Consider the following 26,752-nt stretch of genomic DNA (forward strand, 5'->3'; position numbering starts at 1 on the left):
CGGCCGGTCCGATGGATAGGGTCCCGAACTAATGGCAGCAGGACGACAGCGGCGCGCGGAGGCCGAGACGTTCACGGCCCGGTGGAAGAAGCAGTGGCACCGGGCCCGCGTCGGCATGCGCCGGTCCGCCGTCGACTACTTCCGCGGCGACGGCTCGGACTGGATCGCCCTGGCCGGGCTGCTGCTGATGATCCCCGTGATCGCGGCCACCACGATGATGAACAGCGTGTGGTGCGCACCGGCCGCGCTGGTCCTGCCGATCGTCGCGGGCGGCCTGCTGCTCCGCCCGGCGAGCCTGCTCGGCCTGTACGCGGCGGCGGCCACCGCGCTGATCGTGGAGTCGGTCCAACTGGGCCCGTACACCGAGGGCCCCTCCCGGGTCACCCCCGGCGTCGTCCTGGTCGTCGCGGCCTGCGGCTTCTTCGGGCTGCTGGTCGCCCAGTTCCGCAGCCGGGTCGGCGTGCCCTGGCGGCGCGGCGGCACCATGCTCTTCGACCTGCGCGAACGCATCAGGGTCCAGAGCAAGCTGCCGGGCCTGCCGCCGGGCTGGCACCGCGAGATGGCACTGCGTCCGGCCGGCGGCCAGTCCTTCTCCGGTGACTTCGTCGTCGCGGCCCGCACGAACGGCGGCCGGACCCTCGAGGTGGTCCTCACCGACGTCTCCGGCAAGGGCATGGACGCGGGCTCCCGCGCCCTGCTGCTGTCGGGCGCCTTCGGCGGTCTGCTGGGCAGCCTCCCGCCGCACGCCTTCCTGCCGGCCGCCAACGGCTACCTGCTCCGCCAGGACTGGGACGAGGGCTTCGCCACCTCCATCCACCTCGTCCTGGACCTCGACTCCGGCGACTACGAGCTGTACTCCGCCGGACATCCGCCGGGCCTCCAGCTCAGCGCGGGCACCGGCCGCTGGGAGGAGAAGTCCGCCGAGGGACCGCTGCTCGGGGTGTACGACGGGGCGCAGTTCGACCCCGTGAAGGGCTCGCTGCGCCCCGGGGACGTGTTGATGCTGTTCACGGACGGACTGGTGGAGACCTCCGAACGCGACATCGCCGAGGGCATCGACCGCCTCACCGGCGAGGCCGACCGCTATGTCGCGGGCGGCTTCCACGGCGCCGCCTGGCACCTGATCGAGGCGGTCGCCAAGGACGTCAACGACGACCGGGCGCTGCTGCTGATCTGCCGGGAGGGCGCGACGGCCCACAGCCCGGCGACGGCCGACTGACACACTGGACGGCGTGTCCCTCACCTCCCCACCCACCGGCGAACCCTCCCCGGCCCTCTCCGAGGCCGAGGTCGAGACCATCGCCCGCGCCGCCCACGCCGGACAGACCGACAAGGCGGGACGGCCGTACACCGACCACCTGCGGGCCGTGGCCGAGGGCGTCCGGCGGCGCGGCGGTGACGCGGAGCAGATCGCGGCGGCCTGGCTGCACGACGCCGTCGAGGACGACGCGCTGTCCGAGGAGTGGCTGCGCGAGGCCGCGTTGAGCCGCCGCACCAAGGACATCGTGCTCGCCCTCACCAAGCGCCCGGGGGAGCCGCCCGCGGAGTACGCCGCGCGCATCCTCGCCACGCCCGGCGCACGCCTGGTCAAGGAGGCCGACCTGGCGCACAACGCGGACCCGGCGCGGCTCGCGGTCCTCGACGAGGCCACCCGCGCCCGGCTGACCGAGAAGTACGGGCGGATGCGCGCACTCCTCGGTCCGGACGGCGGCCCGACGGACCGGAGTTAGACGGAGACCTTCTCGCCGGCCCTGCCGGGCACGTGCGCCTCGCGCACCCCGGGTGCCTCGGCTGCCTCGCGTGCCGTGCGCGCCTCGGGCTGCTCCCGCCGCTCGCGGTCGCGGGCGGCCTCACCCGGGTCCCGGCGGAAGGCCCATTCCATCCGCGGCTCCACCACGCAGCGGAAGACCCGCTGGACGGGCTTGGTGCACAGCACGGTGATGACGGCGGCGCCGAGGACGGTCAGCCCGATCTCGCCGAGCGGCCGGTCGAGCACGGGATGGGAGAACCAGCCGGCGTACGTGCCCTCCTTCACCAGGAAGCCGTGCAGCAGGTAGCCGAAGATCGTGCCCGCGCCGAGGGCCGTGAACCACATGCGGCGACCGGGCACCCAGGCGAAGAAGCACGCGGAGAGCACCACCGAGCAGCCGAAGAGCGCGAGCGTCACGACGGGCCCGGTCCACCAGGGGGCGCCGGTGTCCTGCACCGGGGCGTTGCGGTAGAACCAGCCGGTCTCCATGCGCGGCACCGACCACCAGGCGACGGCCACCGCCGCCGCGACCACCGGCACGGACATGATCCGCACCGAACGGCGCCGCACCAGCCGGAAGTGCTCGGGGCGCAGCAGCAGGCCCAGCACGAAGCACGGCAGGAACTGCAGCACCCGCTGCATGTTCAGGTCGTTGCCGACCGTCGGTGTCACGGAGGCCAGCGCGGCGATGGCCAGGGCGATCGGCAGCGGCCAACGGACCGTCTTCCAGAGGGGGGTGGTCAGCCGCCAGACGAACAGCGCGCACAGGAACCACAGCAGGTAGGTGGGGTCCAGCAGGCTGATGTCGGCGCCCGGGTCCTCGCTGAGGCGGCGGTGCAGCGCGTAGGCGACCTCGAAGACGAGGTAGGGGACGGCGACACCGGTGACCAGTCGCTTGACCCGCTTGGGGCTCAGATCGAAACTGCGCGAGAAGTAGCCGGAGATGATGATGAACGCCGGCATGTGGAACGTGTACAGGACCCGGTACAGGGTCTCCACGGTCCGGTTGCCGTCCAGGATCTGGCCCCACGCGTGACCGACACCGACCAGCACGATCGCCAGGTACTTGGCGTTGTCGAAGAACGCGTCGCGCCGACGGTCCGGCTGCGTCTGCCGGTTCGGCGGGAGCGGCGTCTTCCGGCCGTCGCGCGATCGCAGCGAGCTCGTCATGCGACCCCCCGCCGGAAAATCGGCGAGTCGTCACAGGACCTCGCTGCTCTGGTGGGGGACGGGGCAGCGTAGAACATCTGAGGCACCCTAGCGTTCTCCCCGGGAATCCGTAAAACCTCCGACGTCATTCCCGTATTCGCATGCCCGGGTGGTTCGTGGGCCCCGTGTATTCCGGTGAACGCGACCACCGCGCCCCCGTGACGCCGGAACGCCCCCGAGTAGCACCGCGTCGGGAACCGGGCCCGGGACCACCCCACTTGTCCTGACTCGTCATGACTAAACAGTGCATAAGTCCGGCGGGCGACTCCACTGGAATGTCCGCTTCAATGCGCTTACGGGGAGCGCGGGCGTCTGCGAGATCTCCCTGTGATGTGCCCCTCGATGTGCGTCCCGCGACAATTCGAAATATCTGCGAACGCGTTGTGTGGGCATCGAAACGAAGTGGCCGGAATTCCCCGCACGGGTGCCCTGTCGAATTCGTGTGCGGGGTGCGAAGCTTGAGTACGTCCGCGTGGACGGGGAACAGCGACACCCCAGAAGCCGGCCGGACGATGTGTCACCTGCCGCATAGCGGGGCCCGGTTGGTGGCACGATGGTTCTGGCGGGGGTGTGCGCGGCCGCACCCCCGGGCCGGGAGAGGGACCGACCTAGGGTGTGATCAGTTGTGGCCATTTCACTGTCAGTGGTGCTGCTGTTGGCGATCATCCTGGTGGTGTTGCTGCGAGGGGGCTCCATCAAGGCGGGCCCGGCGATCGTCGCGGTCCTCTTCGGCTTCTTCCTGGCGTCCACCGGCATGGCCGACGACATCCAGCGGTTCCTGAACTCGATAGCGGACACGATCAACTCGATCCAGTTCTGACCGGCCCGCCGGCCCGCCGGCCCGCCGGCCCGCCGTCTCCGGCCCACCGCCTCCGGCCCGCACGGAGGCGCCCGGTCGGTGTGCGGGCCTCCGGACAGCACGAAGGCCTCCGGCCCGGTCCCTCGAAGGGACCGGGCCGGAGGCCTCTCGGAGCGGGCGACGGGAATCGAACCCGCGTAGCTAGTTTGGAAGACTAGGGCTCTACCATTGAGCTACGCCCGCACAGCGCACCGCAGGTCGGCGACCGCGGCACTCCAGGCATCCTAGCGGGTCGCCCCGCCTCACCGCACACCCCTTCCGGTCCGCGCCGGACCGTCCGCGGCGCGCGGGAAACCGGAAGGCCGCGACGCCTGGCGGCATGTACCCTACGTGTCGCACCAGACGGGGTGTGGCGCAGCTTGGTAGCGCGTCCGCTTTGGGAGCGGAAGGCCGTGGGTTCAAATCCCGCCACCCCGACCACCTCGGTCGATCGTCCCGGACGAGTGCGAGTGATCGCCTTTTGGGCCGTGTAGTCGCTGCCGTTACTATGCAAGCTGCACGCCCGTGTGTCTCAGCGTCTGAAGTCTCCCGGGCGGCGAAATTTGCCGGATGCCGCTCTGGCTCCGGCAGAACCCGAGAAGTCAGCCACCAAGGAGACCGAACCGTGAAGAGCGCCGTGGAGACCCTGAACCCGACCCGGGTTCGGCTCACTGTCGAGGTGCCCTTCGAGGAGCTCAAGGACAGCCTCGACGCGGCGTACAAGAAGATCAACCAGCAGGTCACGGTGAAGGGCTTCCGCAAGGGCAAGATCCCGGCCCGGGTCATCGACCAGCGGTTCGGCCGCGGTGCGGTTCTGGAGGAGGCGGTCAACGACGCGCTTCCCAAGTTCTACACCGACGCGGTCAACGAGGCCGAGCTGAACCCGCTCGGCCAGCCCGAGGTCGACATCACGGAGCTGAAGGACGGCGAGACGCTGAACTTCACCGCCGAGGTCGACATCCGCCCGACCGTCGAGATCCCGGACTACTCCGGCATCGAGGTCGAGGTCGACGCCGTCGAGGTCAGCGACGAGGACGTCGAGAAGTCGGTCGAGCAGCTGCGCGAGCGCTTCGCCTCCACCGCCCCGGTCGAGCGCGCCGCCGAGGACGGTGACGTGGTCACCCTCGACCTGCGGGCCAAGGTCGACGGCGAGGTCCTCGAGGACGGCGTCGCCGACGGCGTCTCCTACACCATCGGCTCCGGCGAGCTGCTGGAAGGCATCGACGACGCCGTGACGGGCCTGGAGGCCGGTGGCGAGACCACCTTCACCTCCGAGCTCAAGGGCGGCTCGGCGGCCGGCAAGGAGGCCGAGGTCACCGTCAAGGTCACCCAGGTCGCCAAGCGCGAGCTGCCCGAGCTGGACGACGACTTCGCGCAGCTCGCGTCGGAGTTCGACACGCTGGAGGAGCTGCGCGCCGACAGCCGCAAGCGCCTCGCCAACATGAAGCAGTACGACCAGGCCACGCAGGCCCAGGAGCGCGTCCTGGACAAGCTGCTCGAGCTGGTCGAGGTCCCGATCCCCGAGAAGCTCCTCGAGGACGAGATCAACACCCGTAAGCACAACCTCGAGCACCACCAGCTCGGCCAGATGGGTCTCGACCTGGAGAAGTACCTCGAGCTCCAGGGCAAGACCGCCGAGGAGTTCGACACCGAGACCCGCGAGGCCGCGGTCAAGGGCATCAAGACCCAGTTCGTCCTCGACGAGCTGGTCAAGCAGGAGAACCTCAACGTCAGCCAGGAGGAGCTCACCGAGCACCTCATGCGCCGCGCGGCCTCCTCCGGCATGTCCCCCGACCAGTTCGCCCAGGCCGTCGTCGAGCAGGGCCAGGTCCCGCTCCTCGTCGGCGAGGTCGCCCGCGGCAAGGCCCTGGCCGTCGTGGTCGAGAAGGCCACGGTCAAGGACACCAACGGCGAGCTCGTCGACCTGGACGACGAGGAGGACGAGGACACGGAGGCCGCCGAGGCCGCCGCCGAGTCCACCGACGCCGAGCAGGCCGAGGACAAGGCCGAGGAGAAGACCGAGGGCTGACCCTCGCGTCTGCGCCGACGGACGTGAAAGGGCCCCGGACGATCAGGTCCGGGGCCCTTTCGCCGTACGGCCGGACAGCCCCCTCAGGGGCGCGGGGAACTGCGCGAGCAACCGCGAGGGACCCGCACCCGGCGACCGACAGGAGCTGCCACGGCGCTACGCCCCCGGCGAACACCCGCAGAACCGGGATGGCGCCGCAGGCCCACCGCGTTAGGGTCCATGAATACGAGGGCAGGGGAGTCCCCGAAAGCGGCTCCAGCCCCGCAGGGAAACGTGAGACGGCCCGGCGCCGTCGTAAGACGAGCAGGTGGATACGTGACGAATCTGATGCCCTCAGCCGCCGGCGAGCCCTCCATCGGTGGTGGCCTCGGCGACCAGGTGTACAACCGACTGCTCGGCGAGCGGATCATCTTCCTCGGCCAGCCGGTCGACGACGACATTGCCAACAAGATCACCGCGCAGCTGCTGCTCCTTGCCGCCGACCCGGACAAGGACATCTTCCTGTACATCAACAGCCCGGGCGGTTCGATCACGGCCGGCATGGCGATCTACGACACCATGCAGTTCATCAAGAACGACGTGGTGACGATCGCCATGGGCCTTGCCGCCTCCATGGGGCAGTTCCTGCTCAGCGCGGGCACCCCGGGCAAGCGCTTCGCCCTGCCGAACGCCGAGATCCTGATCCACCAGCCCTCCGCGGGCCTGGCCGGCTCGGCCTCGGACATCAAGATCCACGCTGAGCGGCTGCTGCACACCAAGCGCCGCATGGCCGAGCTCACGTCCCAGCACACTGGGCAGACGATCGAGCAGATCACCCGCGACTCGGACCGCGACCGCTGGTTCGACGCCTTCGAGGCCAAGGAGTACGGCCTCATCGACGACGTGATCCCCACGGCCGCCGGCATGCCGGGCGGCGGCGGTACCGGCGCCTGAGCCCTCTGCGGGCCCCAGCGGGGGTCCCAGCGCGCCCCAGCCGGCCTCAGCCGACCGCCTCAGCCCCTTTCCAGGAGACACTGTGAACGACTTTCCCGGCAGCGGCCTGTACGACCGCGCCCGCGCCGAGTACACCGGCCCCTCGGCCGAGTCCCGGTACGTGATCCCCCGCTTCGTCGAGCGCACCTCCCAGGGCGTCCGCGAGTACGACCCGTACGCGAAGCTCTTCGAGGAGCGCGTGATCTTCCTCGGCGTCCAGATCGACGACGCCTCCGCCAACGACGTCATGGCGCAGCTGCTGTGCCTGGAGTCGATGGACCCCGACCGGGACATCTCGGTCTACATCAACAGCCCCGGCGGCTCCTTCACGGCGCTCACGGCCATCTACGACACGATGCAGTACGTGAAGCCGGACATCCAGACGGTCTGCATGGGCCAGGCCGCCTCCGCCGCGGCCGTGCTGCTGGCCGCGGGCACCCCGGGCAAGCGCATGGCGCTGCCGAACGCCCGCGTCCTGATCCACCAGCCCTACAGCGAGACCGGCCGCGGTCAGGTCTCCGACCTGGAGATCGCCGCCAACGAGATCCTGCGGATGCGCTCGCAGCTGGAGGAGATGCTGGCCAAGCACTCCACCACGCCGGTCGAGAAGATCCGCGAGGACATCGAGCGCGACAAGATCCTCACGGCCGAGGACGCGCTGGCCTACGGCCTGATCGACCAGATCATCACCACCCGGAAGATGGACAACTCCTCTCTCCGCTAGGCGGGAGGCTGTATCGTCTGCCGCTCCTTGGCACGGTTTGACGCGATTCACGTCAAAGCGAACCATGCCAAGGGGGGCCCGGACGGGGGGCCCGGCAAGGTACCGTCGGACATAAGGCAGCACCAGGAGTCCGCCGGCCGTCGACGTCACGTCGACGTCCGGGAGTCTCCCAGGCGAAGGGGAAGCACACCGTGGCACGCATCGGTGACGGCGGCGATCTGCTCAAGTGCTCGTTCTGCGGGAAGAGCCAGAAGCAGGTCAAGAAGCTCATCGCAGGGCCCGGTGTCTACATCTGCGACGAGTGCATCGATCTCTGCAACGAGATCATCGAGGAAGAGCTCGCGGAGACCAGCGAGGTGCGCTGGGAGGAGCTCCCGAAGCCCCGCGAGATCTACGAGTTCCTCGAGGGCTACGTGGTCGGCCAGGAGGCGGCCAAGAAGGCCCTCTCCGTCGCGGTGTACAACCACTACAAGCGGGTCCAGGCCGGCGAGAACGGCGGCGCCCAAGGGCGTGAGGACGCCATCGAGTTGGCGAAGTCCAACATCCTCCTGCTGGGCCCCACGGGCTCCGGCAAGACCCTCCTCGCCCAGACGCTCGCGCGCATGCTGAACGTCCCGTTCGCGATCGCCGACGCCACGGCGCTCACCGAGGCGGGGTACGTCGGCGAGGACGTCGAGAACATCCTGCTGAAGCTGATCCAGGCCGCGGACTACGACGTCAAGAAGGCCGAGACCGGGATCATCTACATCGACGAGATCGACAAGGTCGCGCGGAAGAGTGAAAACCCCTCCATCACGCGCGACGTGTCGGGCGAGGGCGTCCAGCAGGCCCTGCTGAAGATCCTGGAGGGCACCACGGCCTCCGTCCCGCCGCAGGGCGGCCGCAAGCACCCGCACCAGGAGTTCATCCAGATCGACACGACGAACGTCCTGTTCATCGTGGGCGGTGCCTTCGCCGGCCTGGAGAAGATCATCGAGGGCCGGGCGGGTGCCAAGGGCATCGGCTTCGGCGCGCAGATCCGCTCCAAGCGGGAGATCGAGTCCAAGGACCAGTTCGAGCAGGTCATGCCGGAGGACCTGGTCAAGTTCGGCATGATCCCCGAGTTCATCGGCCGGCTCCCGGTCATCACCTCGGTCCACAACCTCGACCGCGAGGCGCTCCTCCAGATCCTGGTCGAGCCGCGCAACGCGCTCGTCAAGCAGTACGAGCGCCTCTTCGAACTCGACGGCGTGGAGCTGGACTTCGAGCGCGAGGCCCTGGAGGCCATCGCCGACCAGGCCATCCTCCGCCAGACCGGCGCCCGCGGCCTGCGCGCCATCATGGAGGAGGTCCTCCAGGGCGTGATGTACGAGGTCCCGTCCCGCAAGGACGTCGCCCGCGTCGTCATCACGGCCGACGTGGTCCTCTCCAACGTCAACCCGACGCTCATCCCGCGCGATTCGCGTGGGCGGGGATCGGGCGAGCAGAAGACGGCGTAGCGGCGACGCAGCGCTTCTCCAGCCCACAAAGAGTCGCGGTAGAAGGTGCGGCCGCTCCCATCTCGCCAACTGATGACAAGATCGCGTCAGATGAGCAAGGGGTGGGGGACCGCGCTTCCTCGCTGTGATCTGGTGGTGCCACCACGTCGACTAGGTGTTCAAACTGTCGGCGGCAGAAACGGGAGGCACATCATGAGGTCACGCAGCATCAAGGCGGCTATGACGGCGGTAGGGGTGGTCGCTGCTGCGGGGGTCATGCCGCTGATCACGGCGACGCCTGCCAGCGCTGCTCAAAGCACGTGTGTGAACTACGTGGGCAGCAAGGGCTACCTGATCGGGCCGAAGGTCCGCTTCGCCTGCAGTGCCGGGGCGATCGACATGGGCGTCAGCAAGATACCCAACCCGGTGTGTACGACCCGGCTACTGAATGCAGGCGTTGTCCTGACCGTGGCGAGCCCAGCCTGCCTGCGCGCCTGACGGACACATTGCGGCGCAAGCTCCGGCGCCTGCAACAAGTGGAGGGCGGTTCGGCACTGAGCCGAGCCGCCCTCCACTCGCAGCAGCGAGGCGGAACTGGTCACGCCTTGACGCGCACGTCCTTACGGAGCTTGGCCGTGAGGTCGGCAGCCTTCTCCAGGTCGGCCGGCTTGCCGGCCATGGCGTCTGCCAGATCCATGTTGATGATGACGCCGAGGGTGCTGTGGTCACCCCAGATGCACACCGGCATGCTGAACTCCGACGGGCCGGAAGCGGCGGAGCCCTCGGTCGCGTCGGCGTTCTTGACTTTGGTCTCCTGACACTTGAGAACCGCTCCGTCCAGATCGCTCGGCTTGTACTCCTTGGGGGTTCCGACGACCTCGCCCTCGGTCTCCTTGTCCTCGCCGGCGTTCTTCTTGAGCTCGGCGAACATGGCGTCGACGACCTTCTCCGGGTCGTCGATCTCGCCGTACACCCCCATGAAGTTGATCATCTTCATGGAAAGCGGATTGGTCTCATCCCCGGCCTCGTAGCCCGCGTTGACGTCCTGCGCGTTCTTGACGCCGTGCTTCTCGGCCTCTTCGAGGTCACTCTTGTCGAAGCCGCCACTGTCCGCGTTGCTTCCCTTCTTGTACTCTCCGCCGAGCACCGTCGCCGGCGTCGTCAGCTTGTGCGGGCCGTCGTCGGCGATGTCCGAGCCGCCGCCACCGCTGGAGCCGAGGACGAAGTACGCGCCCACACCGATCGCCGCCACGACGGCGACCGCGCCGATGATCAGGCCCATCTTCTTCTTGCCGCCGCCCGGGGCCGGGGGCTGGGGCATGCCGTAGGGCTGCTGGCCGTAGGGAGGCTGCTGGCCGTACGGGGGCTGCTGGCCGTAGGGCGGGGTCTGCGGGGGGACGCCGCCCTGCTGGGGCTGGGACGGGTAGCCGTAGCCCGGCTGCGGGGGAGGCGTCTGCTGGGGGTAGCCGTAGCCGGGCTGGGGGGCCTGCGGCGGCTGCTGGCCGTACGGCCCCTGCTGGCCGTACGGTCCGGGCTGCTGAGGCTGCCCGCCGTACGGGCCCGGCTGGTTGTGACTCATTGCTGGGTTCCCCTCCAGATGCTTACGTGGTGCTGACATCCTGACGCAGAGGCGGCGTGCGCAGGTCACCGGGGGGCCGCACCGTTACAAAGGAAACGCGTTTCGGGACACGGTCGTGACGCCCGTAAACTGACCCCCGTGACCGAGAACACTCAGCAGCCGCAAGCAGCGCCCACGACCGAACTGCCGACCCAGTACACGCCGGCCGAGGTAGAGGGGAAGCTGTACGAGCGCTGGGTAGAACGGGGTTACTTCGAGGCGGACGCCCAGAGCGAGAAGCCTCCGTACACCGTCGTCATCCCGCCGCCGAACGTCACGGGCAGCCTGCACCTCGGGCACGCCTTCGAGCACACGCTCATCGACGCCCTGACCCGCCGCAAGCGCATGCAGGGCTACGAGACGCTGTGGCAGCCCGGCATGGACCACGCCGGCATCGCCACGCAGAACGTCGTCGAGCGGGAGCTGGCCAAGGAGGGCAAGTCCCGGCACGACCTGGGCCGGGAGGCCTTCGTCGAGCGTGTCTGGCAGTGGAAGGCCGAGTCCGGCGGGCAGATCGGCGGCCAGATGCGGCGCCTGGGCGACGCGGTCGACTGGTCGCGTGAGCGCTTCACGATGGACGAGGGCCTCTCCCAGGCCGTCCAGACCATCTTCAAGCGGCTCTACGACGACGAGCTGATCTACCGCGCCGAGCGCATCATCAACTGGTGCCCCCGCTGCCTGACCGCGATCTCCGACATCGAGGTCGAGTACCAGGACGACGACGGCGAACTGGTCTCCATGAAGTACGGCGACGGGGACGAGACCATCGTCGTCGCCACGACCCGCGCCGAGACGATGCTCGGTGACACCGCCGTCGCCGTCCACCCCGAGGACGAGCGCTACCAGCACCTGGTCGGCAAGCTCATCAAGCTGCCGCTGACCGACCGCTCCATCCCGGTCGTCGCCGACGAGCACGTCGACCCCGAGTTCGGCACCGGCGCCGTCAAGGTGACGCCCGCCCACGACCCGAACGACTTCGAGATCGGCCAGCGCCACGACCTGCCCGCCATCGCGGTCATGGACGAGCACGCCGTCATCACCGTCCACGGCCCCTTCCAGGGCCTGGACCGGCTGGAGGCCCGCTCCGCCATCGTCGCCGCGCTGCGCGCCGAGGGCCGGATCGTCGCCGAGAAGCGGCCCTACGTCCACTCCGTCGGCCACTGCTCGCGCTGCAAGACCACCATCGAGCCGCGCCTGTCCATGCAGTGGTGGGTCAAGGTCGCCCCGCTGGCCAAGGCGGCGGGCGACGCCGTCCGCGACGGCAAGGTCAAGATCCACCCGCAGGAGATGGAGAAGCGGTACTTCGACTGGGTCGACAACCTCCACGACTGGTGCATCTCGCGCCAGCTGTGGTGGGGCCACCGCATCCCGGTCTGGTACGGGCCCAACGGCGAGATCGTCTGCGTCGGCCCCGACGAGCAGCCGCCGAGCGGCGAGGGCTGGCACCAGGACTCCGACGTCCTGGACACCTGGTTCTCCTCCGGCCTGTGGCCGTTCTCCACGCTCGGCTGGCCGGAGCAGACCGACTCGCTCGCGAAGTTCTACCCGAACTCCGTCCTGGTCACCGGCTACGACATCCTCTTCTTCTGGGTCGCCCGGATGATGATGTTCGGCCTCTACGCGATGGACGGCACCCCGCCGTTCCACACCATCGCCCTGCACGGCATGGTCCGTGACCAGAACGGCAAGAAGATGTCCAAGTCCTTCGGGAACGTGGTCAACCCGCTGGACTGGATGGACAAGTACGGCTCCGACGCCCTGCGCTTCACCCTCGCGCGCGGCGCCAACCCGGGCGTCGACGTCCCGATCGGCGAGGACTGGGTCCAGGGCTCCCGGAACTTCGCCAACAAGATCTGGAACGCCACCCGCTTCGCGCTGATGAACGGCGCGACGGTCGAGGGCCCGCTGCCGGACGCGTCGAGGATGTCCTCGACCGACCGGTGGATCCTCTCCCGGCTCAACTCGGTGGTCGCCGAGGTCGACGCGTTCTACGAGGACTACCAGTTCGCCAAGCTCTCCGACGCCCTGTTCCACTTCGCGTGGGACGAGGTCTTCGACTGGTACGTGGAGCTGTCCAAGACCACGTTCCAGGCGGGCGGCGAGGCAGCCGAGGTCAGCAAGCGCGTCCTCGGCGAGGTCCTCGACGTCACGCTGCGGCTGCTGCACCCGGTCGTCCCGTTCGTCACCGAGACCCTGTGGACGACGCTCACGGGCGGCGAGTCCGTCGTGATCGCCGACTGGCCGGCCGACTCGGGCTTCCGGGACGCCGACGCAGAGCGGGAGATCGGGACCGTCCAGTCGGTGATCACCGAGGTCCGCCGCTTCCGCGCCGACCAGGGCCTCCAGCCCGGCCAGCGGGTCCCGGCCCGGCTGACGCTCGCGGGCAGCGCGCTCGCGGCGCACGAGGCGGCCGTCCGGCAGCTGCTCCGCCTCCAGCCGGAGGGCGACGCCTTCACGGCGACGGCGACCCTGCCGGTGGCGGGCGTCGAGGTCGCCCTCGACCTCTCCGGGGTCATCGACTTCGCCGCGGAGCGCAAGCGGCTGGCCAAGGACCTCGCCGCCGCGGAGAAGGAGAAGGCGCAGGCCAACGGGAAGCTCGGCAACGAGGCGTTCCTCGCCAAGGCGCCGGACCAGGTCGTGGACAAGATCCGGGGCCGGCTGGCCAAGGCGGACGAGGACATCGCCCGCATCCAGGCCCAGCTGGAGAAGCTGCCGCAGGCGTAGGCGGCCCACGTCGACGAAGGCTCCCGGCGCTCGCGTGCCGGGAGCCTTCATGCCCCCAGGGGCGCGGGGCTGTCTCCACGTGCGGCTCCGCCGCGCGGGCGCGCCGGGCCACGACGGACCGGCGGACACCACGGGACCTCAGCCGCCCCACCGTCGGCGACCTCCGTAGACTGGTCCCCGTGAGCGACATCCCCGGCGAGAACGACCAGCCCGACCCTGCCGACCCCCTCGACTCCTTCGACGAGATCATCGACGCGGAGACCACCCGCGACCCCGACCTCGCCGTCATCGAGGCGGGCAGCCGCACCCTGCGCACCCAGGGCGGGCCCCCGCAGGCCGACGTGCCCGCGCGCCCCGAGGACCCCGAGGTGGACAGGGCGCTGCGCGAGGTGGAGACGGAGCTGGCCACCCGCTGGGGCGAGACCAAGCTGGAGCCGTCCGTCGCCCGCATCGCCGCCCTGATGGACGTGCTGGGGGAGCCGCAGCGCTCGTACCCGTCCATCCACATCACGGGGACCAACGGCAAGACCTCCACCGCCCGCATGATCGAGGCCCTGCTCGGCGCCTTCGAGCTGCGCACCGGGCGGTACACCTCGCCGCACGTGCAGTCGATCACCGAGCGGATCAGCCTGGACGGCGCCGCGATCGCCGCCGAACGGTTCATCGAGACGTACCAGGACATCAAGCCGTACGTCGAGATGGTCGACGCGCAGCAGGACTACCGGCTGTCGTTCTTCGAGGTGCTGACCGGCATGGCGTACGCCGCCTTCGCCGACGCGCCCGTCGACGTGGCCGTCGTCGAGGTCGGCATGGGCGGCTCCTGGGACGCCACCAACGTCATCGACGGTGACGTCGCCGTCGTCACCCCCATCGACCTGGACCACACCGACCGGCTCGGCGAGACGCCCGGCGCGATCGCCACCGAGAAGGCCGGCATCGTCAAGCAGGACGCCACCGTGATCCTGGCCCAGCAGCCGGTGGACGCGGCGCAGGTCATGCTGAAGAAGGCGGTCGACGTCAACGCCACCGTGGCCCGCGAGGGCCTGGAGTTCGGCGTCGTCGCCCGGGAGGTCGCCGTCGGCGGACAGCTGCTGACCCTGCGCGGGCTCGGCGGCGAGTACACCGACCTCTACCTGCCGCTGCACGGCGCCCACCAGGCCCACAACGCGGCGGTCGCGCTGGCCGCCGTCGAGGCGTTCTTCGGCGTCGGCGCGCAGCGCCCCGAGCCGCTGGACGTCGACACCGTGCGCAAGGCCTTCGCCGCCGTCGCCTCACCGGGACGGATGGAGGTGGTGCGGCGCTCACCCACCGTGGTGCTCGACGCCGCGCACAACCCGGCCGGGGCCCGCGTCACCGCCGAGGCGGTCGGGGAGGCCTTCCAGTTCAGCCGCCTCATCGGCGTGGTCGGCGCCAGCGGCGACAAGAACGTGCGGGGCCTCCTGGAGGCCTTCGAGCCGGTCTTCGCCGAGGTCGTCGTCACCCAGAACTCCAGCCACCGCGCGATGGACGCCGACGAGCTGGCCGGGATCGCCGTCGAGGTGTTCGGCGAGGACCGCGTCCAGGTCGAGCCGCGACTGCCGGACGCCCTGGAGGCCGCGATCACGCTGGCCGAGGAGGAGGGCGAGTTCGCGGGCGGCGGTGTGCTCGTCACCGGTTCCGTCATCACCGTCGGCGAGGCCCGGCTGCTGCTGGGGAAGGGCTGAGATCCACGTGCGTACGCTCTGTGCTTCGACCTTGATCGGCGAGTTCTTCGTCATCGGCTTCGCCGGTCTGGTCGCCATGAAGGACCCGGACCTGGCCGTGGGGACGGTGTGGACGGTCAGCGGCATCGCGATGTTCCTGTGCGTGGCGCTGTGCGGCGTGGTGACCCGGCCGGGCGGCATCGCCTTCGGCTGGGCCCTGCAGATCGCCCTGATCGCCTCCGGCTTCGTCGTGCCGTCCATGTTCTTCCTCGGCGCGATCTTCGCGGCCCTGTGGTGGGCCTCGGTGCACTACGGGCGGAAGATCGACGAGGCGAAGGCGAGATTCGCCGCCCAGGCCGAGAGCGGCTCCGCTCCGGACGCCGCCTGAGCGGGGCCTGGCCGGGCGCCGTGGCCGCGCCGGACGGCACGGCGGGACCGTGCCTCGCGCCGGCTGCCGCACGCGCCGCCGTGGCGGGTGCCTCTCGCTTCTCGCCGTATGCCTGACGGTCGCGGATGCCGTCCGGGCGCAGCATGTGTGGCCGCTGAGGGCGCGGCGCGGACTGCGGTGCGGCCGTTGCGGGGCGCTGCCCACGCGCCGCGTGCGTGACCGCCATCGGGTGCTGCCTCGGTGGCGTGTGCGTGGCCGGGATGGGGATGCTGCCCCGGTGGCGTGCGCGCGGCCGCCGCGGGTGTGCCCCGGGCGTCGGCTGACGCTGCGTGACAGGCGCCGCGACACGCCCGGTAACCTCAGTCATCACGTCGCACCACCGCACACCCAAGGGAGCCCGTCGTGACCCAGCGCAGCCTCGTCCTCCTCAAGCCCGACGCCGTCCGTCGTGGCCTGACCGGCGAGATCATCAGCCGTATCGAGCGCAAGGCCGGCTGGCAGATCACCGCGCTGGAACTGCGCACCCTGGACGCCGAGACGCTGGAGCAGCACTACGGCGAGCACAAGGGCAAGCCCTTCTACGAGCCGCTGGTCGAGTTCATGGCGTCCGGCCCCGTCGTCGCCCTGGTCGTCGAGGGCGAGCGGGTCATCGAGGGCGTGCGGGCGCTGGCCGGTCCGACCGACCCCATCGCCGCCGCCCCCGGCTCCATCCGCGGTGACTTCGGCGTGATCGTCCGGGAGAACCTGATCCACGCCTCCGACTCCGAGGAGTCCGCCGAGCGCGAGCTGAAGATCTTCTTCCCGGGCCGGGTCTGAGCCTCCCGCCGGACACGCCGGACGCATCTTTTTTCTGACGCCGCGTCAGTCGAATGGCCCGCAGCGCACCGGGGCGGTCGCGTAAAAGCGACCGCCCTGTGGCATATGCGCGCCTGATCGGGGGAACGGATGCCCCCGTTGGCCCGTCTCCACAAGCGAGGCGAGGCGCCATCTGCTGACAATGGCGAAGACCCTCGCGCAGTGTTCGCGAAAGCGCGTCTACGATGGAAGCCTCCACGCGTCACTGCACCCACTTCGCCTACCTGAAAAGCCCTCAAAAGCTCCTGGGAAGGCCAGTCGAATCCTGATGGGGAACTCAATGTCGTTCATCGGCCGTGACATGGCTGTCGACCTCGGGACCGCCAACACGCTGGTGTACGTCAGGGGTCGCGGGATCGTACTCAACGAGCCGTCCGTCGTCGCGATCAACACCAACACCGGTGGCATCCTCGCGGTCGGCGCCGAAGCGAAGAAGATGATCGGGCGCACGCCGGGCAACATCGTCGCCGTGCGGCCGCTGAAGGACGGCGTCATCGCCGACTTCGAGATCACCGAGCGGATGCTCCGCTACTTCATCCTGAAGATCCACAAGCGGCGTTATCTGGCTCGTCCGCGGGTCGTCGTCTGTGTGCCCTCGGGCATCACCGGCGTCGAGCGCCGCGCCGTCATCGAGGCGTCGTCCCAGGCCGGCGCCCGTCAGGTGCACATCATCGAGGAGCCCATGGCCGCGGCCATCGGCTCCGGCCTGCCGGTCCACGAGGCCACGGGCAACATGGTGGTCGACATCGGCGGCGGCACCACGGAGGTCGCGGTCATCTCGCTCGGCGGCATCGTCACCGCCCAGTCCATCCGCGTCGCGGGTGACGAGCTGGACAACGCGATCATCCAGCACGTCAAGAAGGAGTACAGCCTTCTGCTGGGTGAGCGCACGGCCGAACAGATCAAGATCACGATCGGTTCGGCGTACGACCTCGACTCCGACGAGCACACCGAAATCCGCGGCCGGGACCTCGTCTCCGGGCTGCCCAAGACCGTCGTCATCTCCGCCGCCGAAGTGCGCAAGGCGATCGAGGAGCCGGTCAACGCGATCGTCGACGCCGTCAAGACCACCCTCGACAAGTGTCCGCCGGAGCTGTCCGGCGACATCATGGACCGGGGCATCGTCCTGACCGGCGGCGGCGCGCTGCTGCGCGGGCTCGACGAGCGGCTGCGCCGGGAGACCGGGATGCCGATCCACATCGCCGAGGACCCGCTGGACAGTGTGGCGCTCGGCTCCGGCAAGTGCGTCGAGGAGTTCGAGGCGCTCCAGCAGGTGCTGGACGCCCAGCCCCGCAGATGACGTAACGCTTCGGTTCCGCCGTACGAGACGATCTCCTCTCGTGCGGCGGATCGTTGATATAGAGGCTTCAGTACGCAAGCACGGCGAGTGCGGCGCGACCGCCCCGAGTACCGCGCCCACCGAGACATCTGAATTCCTGAACACCGCCACGTAAATTCCGAGATTCCCGAATTTCGACGAGGAAGGCACGGCCGCCGCACGTGAGGGACACGAAAGAGAGCCGGCTGCTCCTGGTGCTGCTGATCGCCATCGCGTTCGCACTGATCACGGTGGACATCCGCGGCGGGGAGGACTCACCGGTCGACGGTGCCCGGCAGGCCGCGGCCTCGGTCTTCGGCCCGATCGAGAACGGGGTCTCCTCGGCCGTCGACCCGGTCGGCAACGCGGTCTCCGCGATCCGCGACTCCGGCGACCGCCACGACCGGCTCGCCGCGCTGGAGACGCAGAACGCGGCCCTGAAGGCGAAACTCGGCAGCGACGAGCGAGGCCGCAGCCGCCTGAAGCAGTTCGACAAGATGCTCGGACTCGCCGGCGCCGGCCAGTACGGCATCAAGGGCGCCCAGGTCATCGCCATAGGAGCCGCCCAGGGCTTCTCCTGGACCGTCACCATCGACGTCGGCGCGAACGACGGCATCAAGCGCGACATGACCGTCCTCAACGGCGACGGTCTGGTGGGACGGGTGACCACCGTCGGACCCGACAGCGCCACCGTGCTGCTCGCCAACGACCCCGACTTCACCGTGGGCACCCGCATGGAGGCCGGCGACGAACTCGGCTTCGCCTCGGGCCAGGGCGGCCGCCCGCTGCGCGTCGAACTCCTCAACGGCAAGGCCGACGTCGAGAAGGGCGACCGGCTGGTGACCTTCGGGTCCCAGGCCGACAAGCCGTTCGTGCCGGGCGTCCCCGTCGGCATCGTCTCCCGCGTCGACCCCTCCGGCGGCGACCTGACCCGCATCCTCGACGTCACGCCGTTCGTCAGCTTCACCAAGCTCGACATCGTGGGCGTCGTCGTCCAGGCCCCGCAGAAGGACCCGCGCGACACGGTCCTCCCGGAGAAGAAGCAGCCGAAGCCCACGCCGACCGTCACGGTGACCGCGACCCCGTCCGCCGGAGCCGACGCCGACGGCCAGTCACCGGACGGGCAGACCGGACAGACCGATCCGAACGCGCAGACCGATCCGAACGCGCGGACGGAGCCCGACGCGCAGACCGATCCGAACGCGCAGACAGATCCGAACGAGCAGACCGAGCAGTAGGAGTTCTCACCCCATGCGCGTCAACCGGATCCTGCTGTCCGCCTCCCTGGTCGTCGTCGCCCTGGTGCTCCAGGTGAGCGTCCTCGCCCGCCTGCACCTGCCCGGCGCCGTCCCCGACCTGCTCCTGCTCACCGTCCTCGGCCTCGCCCTGGTCTACGGCCATGTCGGCGGCGCCCTCGTCGGCTTCGGCGCCGGACTCCTCGCCGACCTCGCCCCGCCCGCCGACCACGCCGCCGGCCGCTACGCCCTGGTGCTCTGCGTCATCGGCTACCTCGCCGGCCTCGCCAAGCCGGAGAACGGCCGGCTCAGGTCCGCCACCGGCCCCATGGTCGTCGTGGTCGTCGCCGCCCTCGGCACCACCCTGCTCTACGCCGGCGTCGGCGCCCTCGTCGGCGACACCGCCGCCCGCCACGTGGGCCTGCCCGGCCTGCTGTTCACGGCCGCCCTCTACGACCTGCTGCTCGCGCCCTTCGTCGTCCCCGGCATCATGGCCCTCGCCAGACGCGCCGAGAACGACCCGCTGGCCGAGTCCGGCTCCGCCGGGCAGAAGCCCGACATCTCCTCCGGCTGGCTCTCCGGAGGCACCGGGCTGCGCATCGGCAGCCAGCGCAACGGACTGCGGGTGAAGGCGGCCCGGGCCCGGGTCGCCCGCGCCGGACGCATCAAGGGGGTCAAGCGCCTGTGAGGACGCGGCAGCACACGACCAGCACACGGGGCCAGGGGGAGGCGGCAGCAGTGAGGAACGCCCACCCGTCGCCCACCGCCACCCCGAACGGAACGGGCCGCGCCCATGACTAACATCCCCGAGACCGGCCGCAGCACCCGCGTCCAGATCCGGCTCGTCGTCATCCAGGTCCTGGTCCTCTCCCTCCTCGGCACCCTCGGCGGCCGGCTCTGGTACCTCCAGATCCGCCAGGGCGACGAGTACGCCAAGGAGGCCTCCGGCAACCACGTCCAGCAGGTCGTCCAGCCCGCCCCCCGCGGCTCCATCCTGGACGCGCGCGGCGTGGCGCTCGCCGACAACGAGACCCGGCTCGTGGTCTCCGCCTCCCGCACCGACCTGCTGAAGATGAAGGACGACGGCGAGGCCGTCCTCACCAAGCTCGCCGGCGTCCTCGGCATGAAGCCCAAGGACGTCAAGGACAAGGTCCGGCTCTGCGACGCCGAGACCCCCCAGCCCTGCTGGAACGGCTCGCCCTACCAGCCCATCCCCGTCACCGACGAGGCCACCGCCAAGCAGGCCCTCCAGATCCGCGAGCGCGCCGAGGACTTCCCCGGCATCACCGCCGAACCCATGGCCGTACGCCGCTACGCGAGCCCCGGCAAGGCCAACACCGGGCAGGTCCTCGGCTACCTCTCCCCGGTCACCGACGAGGAGATCGAGAAGGCCAAGGACACCGACTCGCCCTTCCTCCGCTCCGACCAGGTCGGCCGCTCCGGCATCGAGCGCCAGTACGACAAGGCGCTGCGCGGCAAGGCCGGCGTCACCCGCTACGAGGTCGACAACCTCGGCCGCGTCATCGGCGAGGCCGAGTCCGACCCCGGCGTGCCCGGCTCCAACCTCGTCACCAGCATCGACGCCCGTGTCCAGCGGGTCGCCGAGTACGAGCTGAACGAGGCGATGAAGGCCGCGCGCAAGGAGATGGACCGCAACACCAACCGGCTCTACGAGGCCGACGCCGGCGCCGTCGTGGTGATGGAGGCCAAGACCGGCCGCGTCGTCGCCATGGCCTCCAACCCGACGTACGACCCCAACGCCTGGGTCGGCGGCATCTCCGCCAAGGACTACAAGAAGCTCACCGGCAAGGAGTCCAACTACCCGCTGCTCAACCGGGCCACCCAGGGTCAGGCGGCCCCCGGCTCGATCTTCAAGGTGGTCTCCTCGTCCGCCGCCGTGGAGGCGGGCTACGACTTCGACGGCGGCTACGACTGCTCCAGCTCGTACTCCGTCGGCGGCCAGGTCTTCAAGAACTTCGAGTCCGCCAGCTACGGCTCCATCAGCATCGGCCGCGCCCTGGAACTCTCCTGCGACACCGTCTACTACCGCCTCGCCCACGAGGAGTGGAAGAAGGACGGCGGCACCAACCCCAAGAAGCCGAACGACTACTTCTACAAGGCCGCCCACCAGTTCGGCCTCGGCAAGGAGACCGGCATCGACCTGCCCAACGAGGTCACCGGCCGCGTCCCCGACCGCCAGTGGAAGCAGGACTACTGGAAGGCCAACAAGGACGCCTGGTGCAAGACGGGCAAGAAGGACGGCTCCTACGTCGAGAAGCTCGCCTACGAAGGCTGCCTCGAAGGCAACAAGATGCGCGCCGGTGACGCCATCAACTACTCCATCGGCCAGGGCGACACCCTCGTCACCCCCATCCAGATGGCCACCATCTACGGAGCCATCGCCAACGGCGGCACGATGTACGACCCCACCATCGGCAAGGCGGTCATCAGCCCCGACGGCAAGCACGTCGACGAGATCGAGCCCAAGGCGCACGGCAAGCTGCCCATAAGCAAGACCACGCTCGCCAAGATGGACGACGCCCTCGAAGGCGTCGCCACCCGCGGCACCGCCGCCTGGCGGTTCGGCGGCTGGCCCCAGGACAAGATCCCGATGCACGCCAAGACCGGCACCGCCGAGGTCCACGGCAAGCAGACCACCTCCTGGTTCGCCACCTACACCGACGACTACGCGATCGTCATGACGATCTCCCAGGGCGGCACCGGCTCCGGTGCCTCGGGCCCCGCCGTCCGCAACATCTACGACGCGCTCTACGGCGTCTCGGACGAGGGCGACATCGACCAGAAGAAGGCACTGCTGCCCCGGCCGCAGGCGAAGCTGCCGACGATCAAGGCGGACGGCACCATCCCCGCCCCGAAGATGTCCAAGGACGCCGTCAAGGACCTGCTGCCGGAGAAGAAGGCCGCCCCCGAGGACGAGTACGCCCCCGTCGAGGAACAGCAGCAGGGAACGACCCCGCCGACGCAGACCGGCGACAACCGCGCCACCCGCCGCCACCGGCGGCGCGGCGGCGGTGGCCGGCGCGGCGGGACGGGCGCGAGCGGAAGCCGGAGGACGCGCGCATGACCGGTGCCAACAGCTTCCAGGTCTCCGGGTACGGACCCGAGAAGGCCGGGTGGACCCGGCTCTTCGCACGGGACTCCCTCGCCCGGCGACTCGACTGGCCGATACTGCTGGCCGCCGTCGCCCTCTCCCTGATGGGCTCCCTGCTCGTCTACTCGGCCACCCGCAACCGCACCGAGCTGAACCAGGGCGACCAGTACTACTTCCTCACCCGGCACCTGCTGAACACCGGCATCGGGCTCGCCCTGATGGTCGGCGTCGTCTGGATCGGCCACCGCGCCCTGCGCACCGCCGTACCGCTGCTGTACGGCGCGTCCGTCTTCCTGATCCTGCTGGTGCTCACCCCGCTCGGCTCCACGATCAACGGCGCCCACTCCTGGATCAAGCTCCCCGGCGGCTTCTCCCTCCAGCCCTCGGAGTTCGTGAAGATCACGATCATCCTGGGCATGGCGATGCTGCTGGCCGCCCGCGTCGACGCGGGGGACCGGCCGCACCCGGACCAGCGGACCGTGCTCCAGGCCCTGGGCCTCGCCACCGTGCCGATGCTGATCGTGATGCTCATGCCGGACCTCGGGTCGGTCATGGTCATGGTCATCATCGTGCTGGGTGTGCTGCTCGCCTCCGGAGCCAGCAACCGGTGGATCTTCGGCCTGCTCGGCGCCGGGACCGCCGGGGCGCTCGCCGTCTGGCAGCTCGGCATCCTGGACGACTACCAGATCGCCCGCTTCGCCGCCTTCGCCAACCCGGAACTCGACCCCGCCGGCGTCGGCTACAACACCAACCAGGCACGCATCGCCATCGGCTCCGGCGGCCTGACCGGCTCCGGCCTCTTCCACGGCTCGCAGACCACCGGCCAGTTCGTCCCGGAACAGCAGACCGACTTCGTGTTCACCGTCGCCGGCGAGGAACTGGGCTTCCTCGGCGCCGGGCTCATCGTCGTCCTGCTCGGAGTGGTCCTGTGGCGCGCCTGCCGGATCGCCCGCGACACCACCGACCTGTACGGCACGGTCGTCGCCGCCGGGATCGTCGCCTGGTTCGCCTTCCAGACCTTCGAGAACATCGGCATGACGCTCGGCATCATGCCGGTCACCGGCCTGCCCCTGCCCTTCGTCTCCTACGGCGGCTCCTCCATGTTCGCCGTGTGGATAGCGGTGGGGCTCCTCCAGTCGATCACCGTGCAGAGACCCATGTCGGCCTAGCCGGGGAGACCCGGGGGACGGGCGGTACGGGGACGAGCGGTAAGGGGGACCATCCAGCCGGGTTAGGCTGGATGGTCCCCCTTGTCAGCACACGAAGGTTCCGTGAGATGCCTGCCGAAGCCGCCGAGTCTGTGTCTTCCGTGTTTCCGCAGCTCGAAGCGCTGCTCCCGCATGTGCAGAAGCCGATCCAGTACGTCGGCGGAGAGCTCAACTCCACGGTCAAGGACTGGGAATCCTGCGACGTCCGCTGGGCTCTCATGTACCCGGACGCCTACGAGGTCGGGCTGCCCAACCAGGGCGTCATGATCCTCTACGAGGTACTCAACGAACAGCAGGGCGTCCTCGCCGAGCGCACCTACAGCGTGTGGCCGGACCTGGAGGCGCTGATGCGGGAGCACTCCGTCCCGCAGTTCACCGTGGACGGCCACCGCCCCGTCGGCGCCTTCGACGTGTTCGGCCTGTCCTTCTCCACGGAGCTGGGCTACACGAACATGCTGACCGCCCTCGACCTGGCCGGCATCCCGCTGGAGGCCAAGGACCGCGGCATCGACGACCCGGTCGTCCTGGCCGGCGGCCACGCCGCCTTCAACCCCGAGCCGATCGCCGACTTCATCGACTGCGCCGTCATCGGCGACGGCGAGCAGGCCGTCCTGGAGATCACCGCCATCGTCCGCGCCTGGAAGGCCGAGGGCCGCCCGGGCGGCCGCGAGGAGCTCCTCCTGCGCCTGGCGAGGACGGGCGGGGTGTACGTCCCCGGTTTCTACGACGTCGAGTACCTCCCCGACGGCCGTATCGCCCGCGTCGTCCCCAACCGCTCGGGCGTGCCGTGGCGCGTGTCCAAGCACACCGTCATGGACCTCGACGAGTGGCCCTACCCCAAGCAGCCCCTCGTGCCGCTGGCCGAGACCGTCCACGAGCGCATGTCGGTGGAGATCTTCCGCGGCTGCACCCGCGGCTGCCGCTTCTGCCAGGCCGGCATGATCACCCGCCCGGTGCGCGAGCGCTCCATCACCGGCATCGGCGACATGGTCGAGAAGGGCCTGAAGGCCACCGGCTTCGAGGAGGTCGGCCTCCTCTCCCTCTCCTCCGCGGACCACTCCGAGATCGCCGACGTCGCCAAGGGCCTCGCGGACCGGTACGAGGAGGACAAGATCGGCCTGTCCCTCCCCTCCACCCGCGTCGACGCCTTCAACATCGACCTGGCCAACGAGCTGACCCGCAACGGCCGCCGCTCGGGCCTCACCTTCGCCCCCGAGGGCGGCTCCGAGCGCATCCGCAAGGTCATCAACAAGATGGTCTCGGAGGAGGACCTGATCCGCACCGTCGCCACCGCCTACGGCAACGGCTGGCGCCAGGTGAAGCTGTACTTCATGTGCGGCCTGCCGACCGAGACCGACGACGACGTCCTCCAGATCGCCGACATGGCCACCCGCGTGATCCAGAAGGGCCGCGAGGTCTCCGGCTCCAACGACATCCGCTGCACCGTCTCGATCGGCGGCTTCGTCCCCAAGCCCCACACCCCCTTCCAGTGGGCCCCGCAGCTCTCCTCCGAGGAGACCGACGCCCGCCTGCAGAAGCTCCGCGACAAGATCCGCGGCGACAAGAAGTACGGCCGCTCCATCGGCTTCCGCTACCACGACGGCAAGCCCGGCATCATCGAGGGCCTCCTCTCCCGCGGCGACCGCCGCATGAGCGCCGTCATCCGCGCCGTCTACGAGGACGGCGGCCGCTTCGACGGCTGGCGCGAGCACTTCTCCTACGACCGCTGGACGGCCTGCGCCGACAAGGCCCTGGAGCCCTTCGGCGTCGACGTCGACTGGTACACCACCCGCGAGCGCGGCTACGAGGAGGTCCTGCCCTGGGACCACCTCGACTCCGGCCTCGACAAGGAGTGGCTCTGGGAGGACTGGCAGGACGCCCTCGACGAGACCGAGGTCGACGACTGCCGCTGGACCCCGTGCTTCGACTGCGGGGTGTGCCCCGCGATGGACACGGAGATCCAGATCGGCCCGACCGGCAAGAAGCTGCTGCCGTTGACGGTGAAGTAACGGCAGGTGGCGTGCAGGTGACGTACGTCATACCTTTGGTGTGACGTACTGTCAGTTCGGGTGGTTCGTCCCGTGGACGGATCTTGGAGCACGGTCTTAGATGGCCGCGGGGGCGGGTATCGGGTGTTCTTCGCCGACGTGGTGCGAAGAGCACGGCCCGGCATGTGAAGAGCACTCGGCGTACCGCAACCTTCGAGCCAGTTCCCGAGACCGACTCCTAGGATCGCCATGAACGTACGCACGACCTCTTCACGCCCGCGACGGCTCAGACGGGCAGCCGTGCTGCTCGGCGCGGTGCCGCTGTTCCTGAGCGTCACGCCCGCGCAGGCTCTGGTCGGCCGGCCTTCGACCGACGCCGACCTGGGCTTCACCGCCCGGCTCGTGGTCGGTGACCACCAGCGGGGCTGCTCGGGTTCGCTGGTCTCGCCCGAGTGGGTGCTCACGACCGCCAGTTGCTTCGCGGACAACCCGGCCGCCGATCTCTCCGTCCCGGCCGGTGCGCCCCGGACGGAGACCGTCGCGACCGTGGGCGGTGTGCAGAGAGCCGTCCTGGAGCTCCGCCCGCACGGCGAGCGCGACCTGGTGCTGGCCCGCCTGGCGCAGCCCGTGCGCGGGGTGGCCCCCGTCGCCCTCGCCACCGCGGCGCCCGTCTCGGGGCAGGACCTCACCGTCGCCGGTCACGGTCGCACCGCGACCGAGTGGGTGCCGCTCGACCGGCACACCGGCACCTTCGCCGTCACCGCCGTCGACGGCGCCGACCTGACCCTGAGCGGCAAGGACGGCGCCTCGGTCTGCCAGGGCGACGCGGGCGGCCCCGTCCTGCGGACCGTCGACGGCCGCCCGGCGCTCGTCGCGGTCAGCAGCCGTTCGAACCAGGTGGGCTGCTTCGGTGTCGACTCCGCCGAGGGCGCCTCCGCCGGTGCGGTCGCCGCCCGTGTAGACGACGTCCGCGACTGGGTCGCCCGGAACGCCGTGCGGACCCCCGCCGCCGACTTCGACGGTGACGGCCGGGGCGACGTGGGTGTGCTCTACGACTACGGTCAGGGCACCGACGGGACCAACCGGACCGCGCTGTGGACGCTGACCAGCAGCGGCACCGGCTTCGGCAGCCCCGTGCGCGTGTGGGACAGCGCCACGGGAGGCAGCTGGAACTGGAGCCGGTCCAAGGCGTTCACCGGTGACTTCGACGGTGACGGCGACGGCGACGTCGGCGTGCTGTACGACTACGGCCGCCAGAGCGACGGGACCAACCGCACCGCGCTGTGGACGCTGACCAGCAGCGGCACCGGCTTCGCCAAGCCCGTGAAGGTCTGGGACAGCGCCGGCACCATCAGCTGGGAGTGGAGCCGGTCCAAGGTGGTCACCGGTGACTTCGACGGTGACGGCCGCGACGACGTGGGCGTGCTCTACGGCAACGGCGCGGGGAGCGACGGGACCAACCGCACCGCGCTGTGGACGCTGACCAGCAGCGGCACCGGCTTCGCCAAGCCCGTGAAGGTCTGGGACAGCGCGGGGTCGATCAGCTGGGACTGGGAGCGGTCCAAGGTGACGTCGGGTGACTTCGACGGTGACGGCCGCAGCGATGTGGGTGTGCTGTACGGCAACGGGCTGGGGAGTGACGGTT

General features: G+C 69.9%; 21 protein-coding genes and 2 tRNA genes. 20 read left to right on the plus strand and 3 right to left on the minus strand.

Features of this window, described 5'->3' with window-relative positions:
* Nucleotides 1–31: 31 nt before the first annotated feature.
* A complete protein-coding gene (locus AC07FV_RS01815) occupies nucleotides 32–1,219 on the plus strand; it encodes a PP2C family protein-serine/threonine phosphatase (RefSeq protein WP_479083919.1) in 1,188 nt (395 codons plus the stop codon).
* A 13-nt stretch (nucleotides 1,220–1,232) separates the two neighbouring features.
* Nucleotides 1,233–1,730, plus strand: a complete 498-nt coding sequence (locus tag AC07FV_RS01820) for an HD domain-containing protein (RefSeq protein WP_479083920.1) — start codon at nucleotides 1,233–1,235, stop codon at nucleotides 1,728–1,730.
* Here AC07FV_RS01820 and AC07FV_RS01825 read toward each other — a convergent pair.
* The gene (locus tag AC07FV_RS01825) at nucleotides 1,727–2,920 is read right to left on the minus strand and encodes an acyltransferase family protein (protein ID WP_479083921.1); all 1,194 of its coding nucleotides are present in this window, start codon (nucleotides 2,918–2,920) and stop codon (nucleotides 1,727–1,729) included. The two genes, AC07FV_RS01820 and AC07FV_RS01825, sit on opposite strands and share 4 nt — an antisense overlap.
* Nucleotides 2,921–3,584: 664 nt before the next feature.
* On the opposite strand from AC07FV_RS01825, the gene AC07FV_RS01830 reads away from it, so the two are divergent.
* Nucleotides 3,585–3,779, plus strand: a complete 195-nt coding sequence (locus tag AC07FV_RS01830) for a hypothetical protein (RefSeq protein WP_053130833.1) — start codon at nucleotides 3,585–3,587, stop codon at nucleotides 3,777–3,779.
* A gap of 151 nt (nucleotides 3,780–3,930) precedes the next feature.
* On the opposite strand, the gene AC07FV_RS01835 is transcribed toward AC07FV_RS01830, so the two are convergent.
* Nucleotides 3,931–4,001: transfer RNA gene (locus AC07FV_RS01835), tRNA-Gly, on the minus strand.
* Nucleotides 4,002–4,161: 160 nt separating this feature from the next.
* Here AC07FV_RS01835 and AC07FV_RS01840 point away from each other — a divergent pair.
* The 6 genes from AC07FV_RS01840 to AC07FV_RS01865 all read left to right on the plus strand — a co-directional run bounded on the left by AC07FV_RS01840 (nucleotide 4,162) and on the right by AC07FV_RS01865 (nucleotide 9,477).
* Nucleotides 4,162–4,238 (plus strand) — tRNA-Pro (locus AC07FV_RS01840).
* 184 nt (nucleotides 4,239–4,422) lie between these two features.
* Entirely contained in the window at nucleotides 4,423–5,826 is a 1,404-nt protein-coding gene (gene tig, locus AC07FV_RS01845) for a trigger factor (protein WP_479083923.1), read from the plus strand.
* 327 nt (nucleotides 5,827–6,153) lie between these two features.
* Nucleotides 6,154–6,759 carry an ATP-dependent Clp protease proteolytic subunit gene (locus AC07FV_RS01850; protein ID WP_479084868.1) on the plus strand — a complete coding sequence of 202 codons (606 nt, stop codon included), beginning with the start codon at nucleotides 6,154–6,156 and terminating at the stop codon, nucleotides 6,757–6,759.
* A gap of 82 nt (nucleotides 6,760–6,841) precedes the next feature.
* Nucleotides 6,842–7,522, plus strand: a complete 681-nt coding sequence (locus AC07FV_RS01855) for an ATP-dependent Clp protease proteolytic subunit (RefSeq protein WP_479083925.1) — start codon at nucleotides 6,842–6,844, stop codon at nucleotides 7,520–7,522.
* A gap of 191 nt (nucleotides 7,523–7,713) precedes the next feature.
* Nucleotides 7,714–9,000 (plus strand): ATP-dependent Clp protease ATP-binding subunit ClpX, encoded by a 1,287-nt coding sequence (gene clpX / locus AC07FV_RS01860; protein ID WP_122620118.1) that lies wholly within the window; start codon nucleotides 7,714–7,716, stop codon nucleotides 8,998–9,000.
* A 192-nt stretch (nucleotides 9,001–9,192) separates the two neighbouring features.
* Entirely contained in the window at nucleotides 9,193–9,477 is a 285-nt protein-coding gene (locus tag AC07FV_RS01865) for a hypothetical protein (RefSeq protein ID WP_479083927.1), read from the plus strand.
* 100 nt (nucleotides 9,478–9,577) lie between these two features.
* Here the strand turns inward: AC07FV_RS01865 and AC07FV_RS01870 are convergent, their stop codons facing one another.
* Complete coding sequence (locus AC07FV_RS01870) at nucleotides 9,578–10,558, minus strand: hypothetical protein (RefSeq protein WP_479083928.1); 981 nt, start codon at nucleotides 10,556–10,558, stop codon at nucleotides 9,578–9,580.
* 138 nt (nucleotides 10,559–10,696) lie between these two features.
* Here AC07FV_RS01870 and AC07FV_RS01875 point away from each other — a divergent pair, with 138 nt between their 5' ends.
* From AC07FV_RS01875 to AC07FV_RS01925, 11 genes are all read left to right on the plus strand, one after another.
* On the plus strand, nucleotides 10,697–13,321 hold the full coding sequence (locus AC07FV_RS01875) for a valine--tRNA ligase (protein WP_479083929.1): 2,625 nt from the start codon (nucleotides 10,697–10,699) through the stop codon (nucleotides 13,319–13,321).
* Nucleotides 13,322–13,500: 179 nt separating this feature from the next.
* A complete protein-coding gene (gene folC / locus AC07FV_RS01880) occupies nucleotides 13,501–15,024 on the plus strand; it encodes a bifunctional tetrahydrofolate synthase/dihydrofolate synthase (protein ID WP_479083930.1) in 1,524 nt (507 codons plus the stop codon).
* Between the two features lie 7 nt (nucleotides 15,025–15,031).
* A complete protein-coding gene (locus tag AC07FV_RS01885) occupies nucleotides 15,032–15,391 on the plus strand; it encodes a DUF4233 domain-containing protein (RefSeq protein WP_479083932.1) in 360 nt (119 codons plus the stop codon).
* A gap of 402 nt (nucleotides 15,392–15,793) precedes the next feature.
* The gene (gene ndk, locus AC07FV_RS01890; RefSeq protein WP_356603389.1) at nucleotides 15,794–16,207 is read left to right on the plus strand and encodes a nucleoside-diphosphate kinase; all 414 of its coding nucleotides are present in this window, start codon (nucleotides 15,794–15,796) and stop codon (nucleotides 16,205–16,207) included.
* 319 nt (nucleotides 16,208–16,526) lie between these two features.
* Complete coding sequence (locus AC07FV_RS01895; RefSeq protein WP_030381728.1) at nucleotides 16,527–17,546, plus strand: rod shape-determining protein; 1,020 nt, start codon at nucleotides 16,527–16,529, stop codon at nucleotides 17,544–17,546.
* A gap of 200 nt (nucleotides 17,547–17,746) precedes the next feature.
* Entirely contained in the window at nucleotides 17,747–18,802 is a 1,056-nt protein-coding gene (mreC, locus tag AC07FV_RS01900; RefSeq protein WP_479083933.1) for a rod shape-determining protein MreC, read from the plus strand.
* 13 nt (nucleotides 18,803–18,815) lie between these two features.
* Nucleotides 18,816–19,487, plus strand: a complete 672-nt coding sequence (mreD, locus tag AC07FV_RS01905; protein ID WP_479083935.1) for a rod shape-determining protein MreD — start codon at nucleotides 18,816–18,818, stop codon at nucleotides 19,485–19,487.
* A gap of 105 nt (nucleotides 19,488–19,592) precedes the next feature.
* Complete coding sequence (mrdA, locus tag AC07FV_RS01910; RefSeq protein ID WP_479083937.1) at nucleotides 19,593–21,884, plus strand: penicillin-binding protein 2; 2,292 nt, start codon at nucleotides 19,593–19,595, stop codon at nucleotides 21,882–21,884.
* Entirely contained in the window at nucleotides 21,881–23,080 is a 1,200-nt protein-coding gene (rodA, locus tag AC07FV_RS01915; protein ID WP_479083938.1) for a rod shape-determining protein RodA, read from the plus strand. The genes mrdA and rodA overlap by 4 nt, the downstream gene beginning before the upstream one ends.
* A gap of 107 nt (nucleotides 23,081–23,187) precedes the next feature.
* Nucleotides 23,188–25,128: a TIGR03960 family B12-binding radical SAM protein gene (locus AC07FV_RS01920; protein ID WP_479083939.1), complete on the plus strand. Its 1,941-nt coding sequence runs from the start codon at nucleotides 23,188–23,190 to the stop codon at nucleotides 25,126–25,128.
* Nucleotides 25,129–25,356: 228 nt separating this feature from the next.
* Nucleotides 25,357–26,752, plus strand: a 1,396-nt coding sequence (locus tag AC07FV_RS01925; RefSeq protein ID WP_479083940.1) for a S1 family peptidase, incomplete at its 3' end; no start/stop codon positions are given.

It is taken from the genome of Streptomyces sp. NPDC045956, from assembly GCF_056430705.1.

Excerpts from the sequence above, each read along its gene's own strand:
- AC07FV_RS01815 (WP_479083919.1), top strand. The coding sequence starts at position 32 with ATGGCAGCAGGACGACAGCGGCGCGCGGAGGCCGAGACGTTCACGGCC.
- AC07FV_RS01825 (WP_479083921.1), bottom strand. The coding sequence starts at position 2,920 with ATGACGAGCTCGCTGCGATCGCGCGACGGCCGGAAGACGCCGCTCCCG.
- AC07FV_RS01850 (WP_479084868.1), top strand. The coding sequence starts at position 6,154 with ATGCCCTCAGCCGCCGGCGAGCCCTCCATCGGTGGTGGCCTCGGCGAC.
- AC07FV_RS01865 (WP_479083927.1), top strand. The coding sequence starts at position 9,193 with ATGAGGTCACGCAGCATCAAGGCGGCTATGACGGCGGTAGGGGTGGTC.
- AC07FV_RS01870 (WP_479083928.1), bottom strand. The coding sequence starts at position 10,558 with ATGAGTCACAACCAGCCGGGCCCGTACGGCGGGCAGCCTCAGCAGCCC.
- AC07FV_RS01895 (WP_030381728.1), top strand. The coding sequence starts at position 16,527 with ATGTCGTTCATCGGCCGTGACATGGCTGTCGACCTCGGGACCGCCAAC.
- mreD (WP_479083935.1), top strand. The coding sequence starts at position 18,816 with ATGCGCGTCAACCGGATCCTGCTGTCCGCCTCCCTGGTCGTCGTCGCC.
- mrdA (WP_479083937.1), top strand. The coding sequence starts at position 19,593 with ATGACTAACATCCCCGAGACCGGCCGCAGCACCCGCGTCCAGATCCGG.
- rodA (WP_479083938.1), top strand. The coding sequence starts at position 21,881 with ATGACCGGTGCCAACAGCTTCCAGGTCTCCGGGTACGGACCCGAGAAG.
- AC07FV_RS01920 (WP_479083939.1), top strand. The coding sequence starts at position 23,188 with ATGCCTGCCGAAGCCGCCGAGTCTGTGTCTTCCGTGTTTCCGCAGCTC.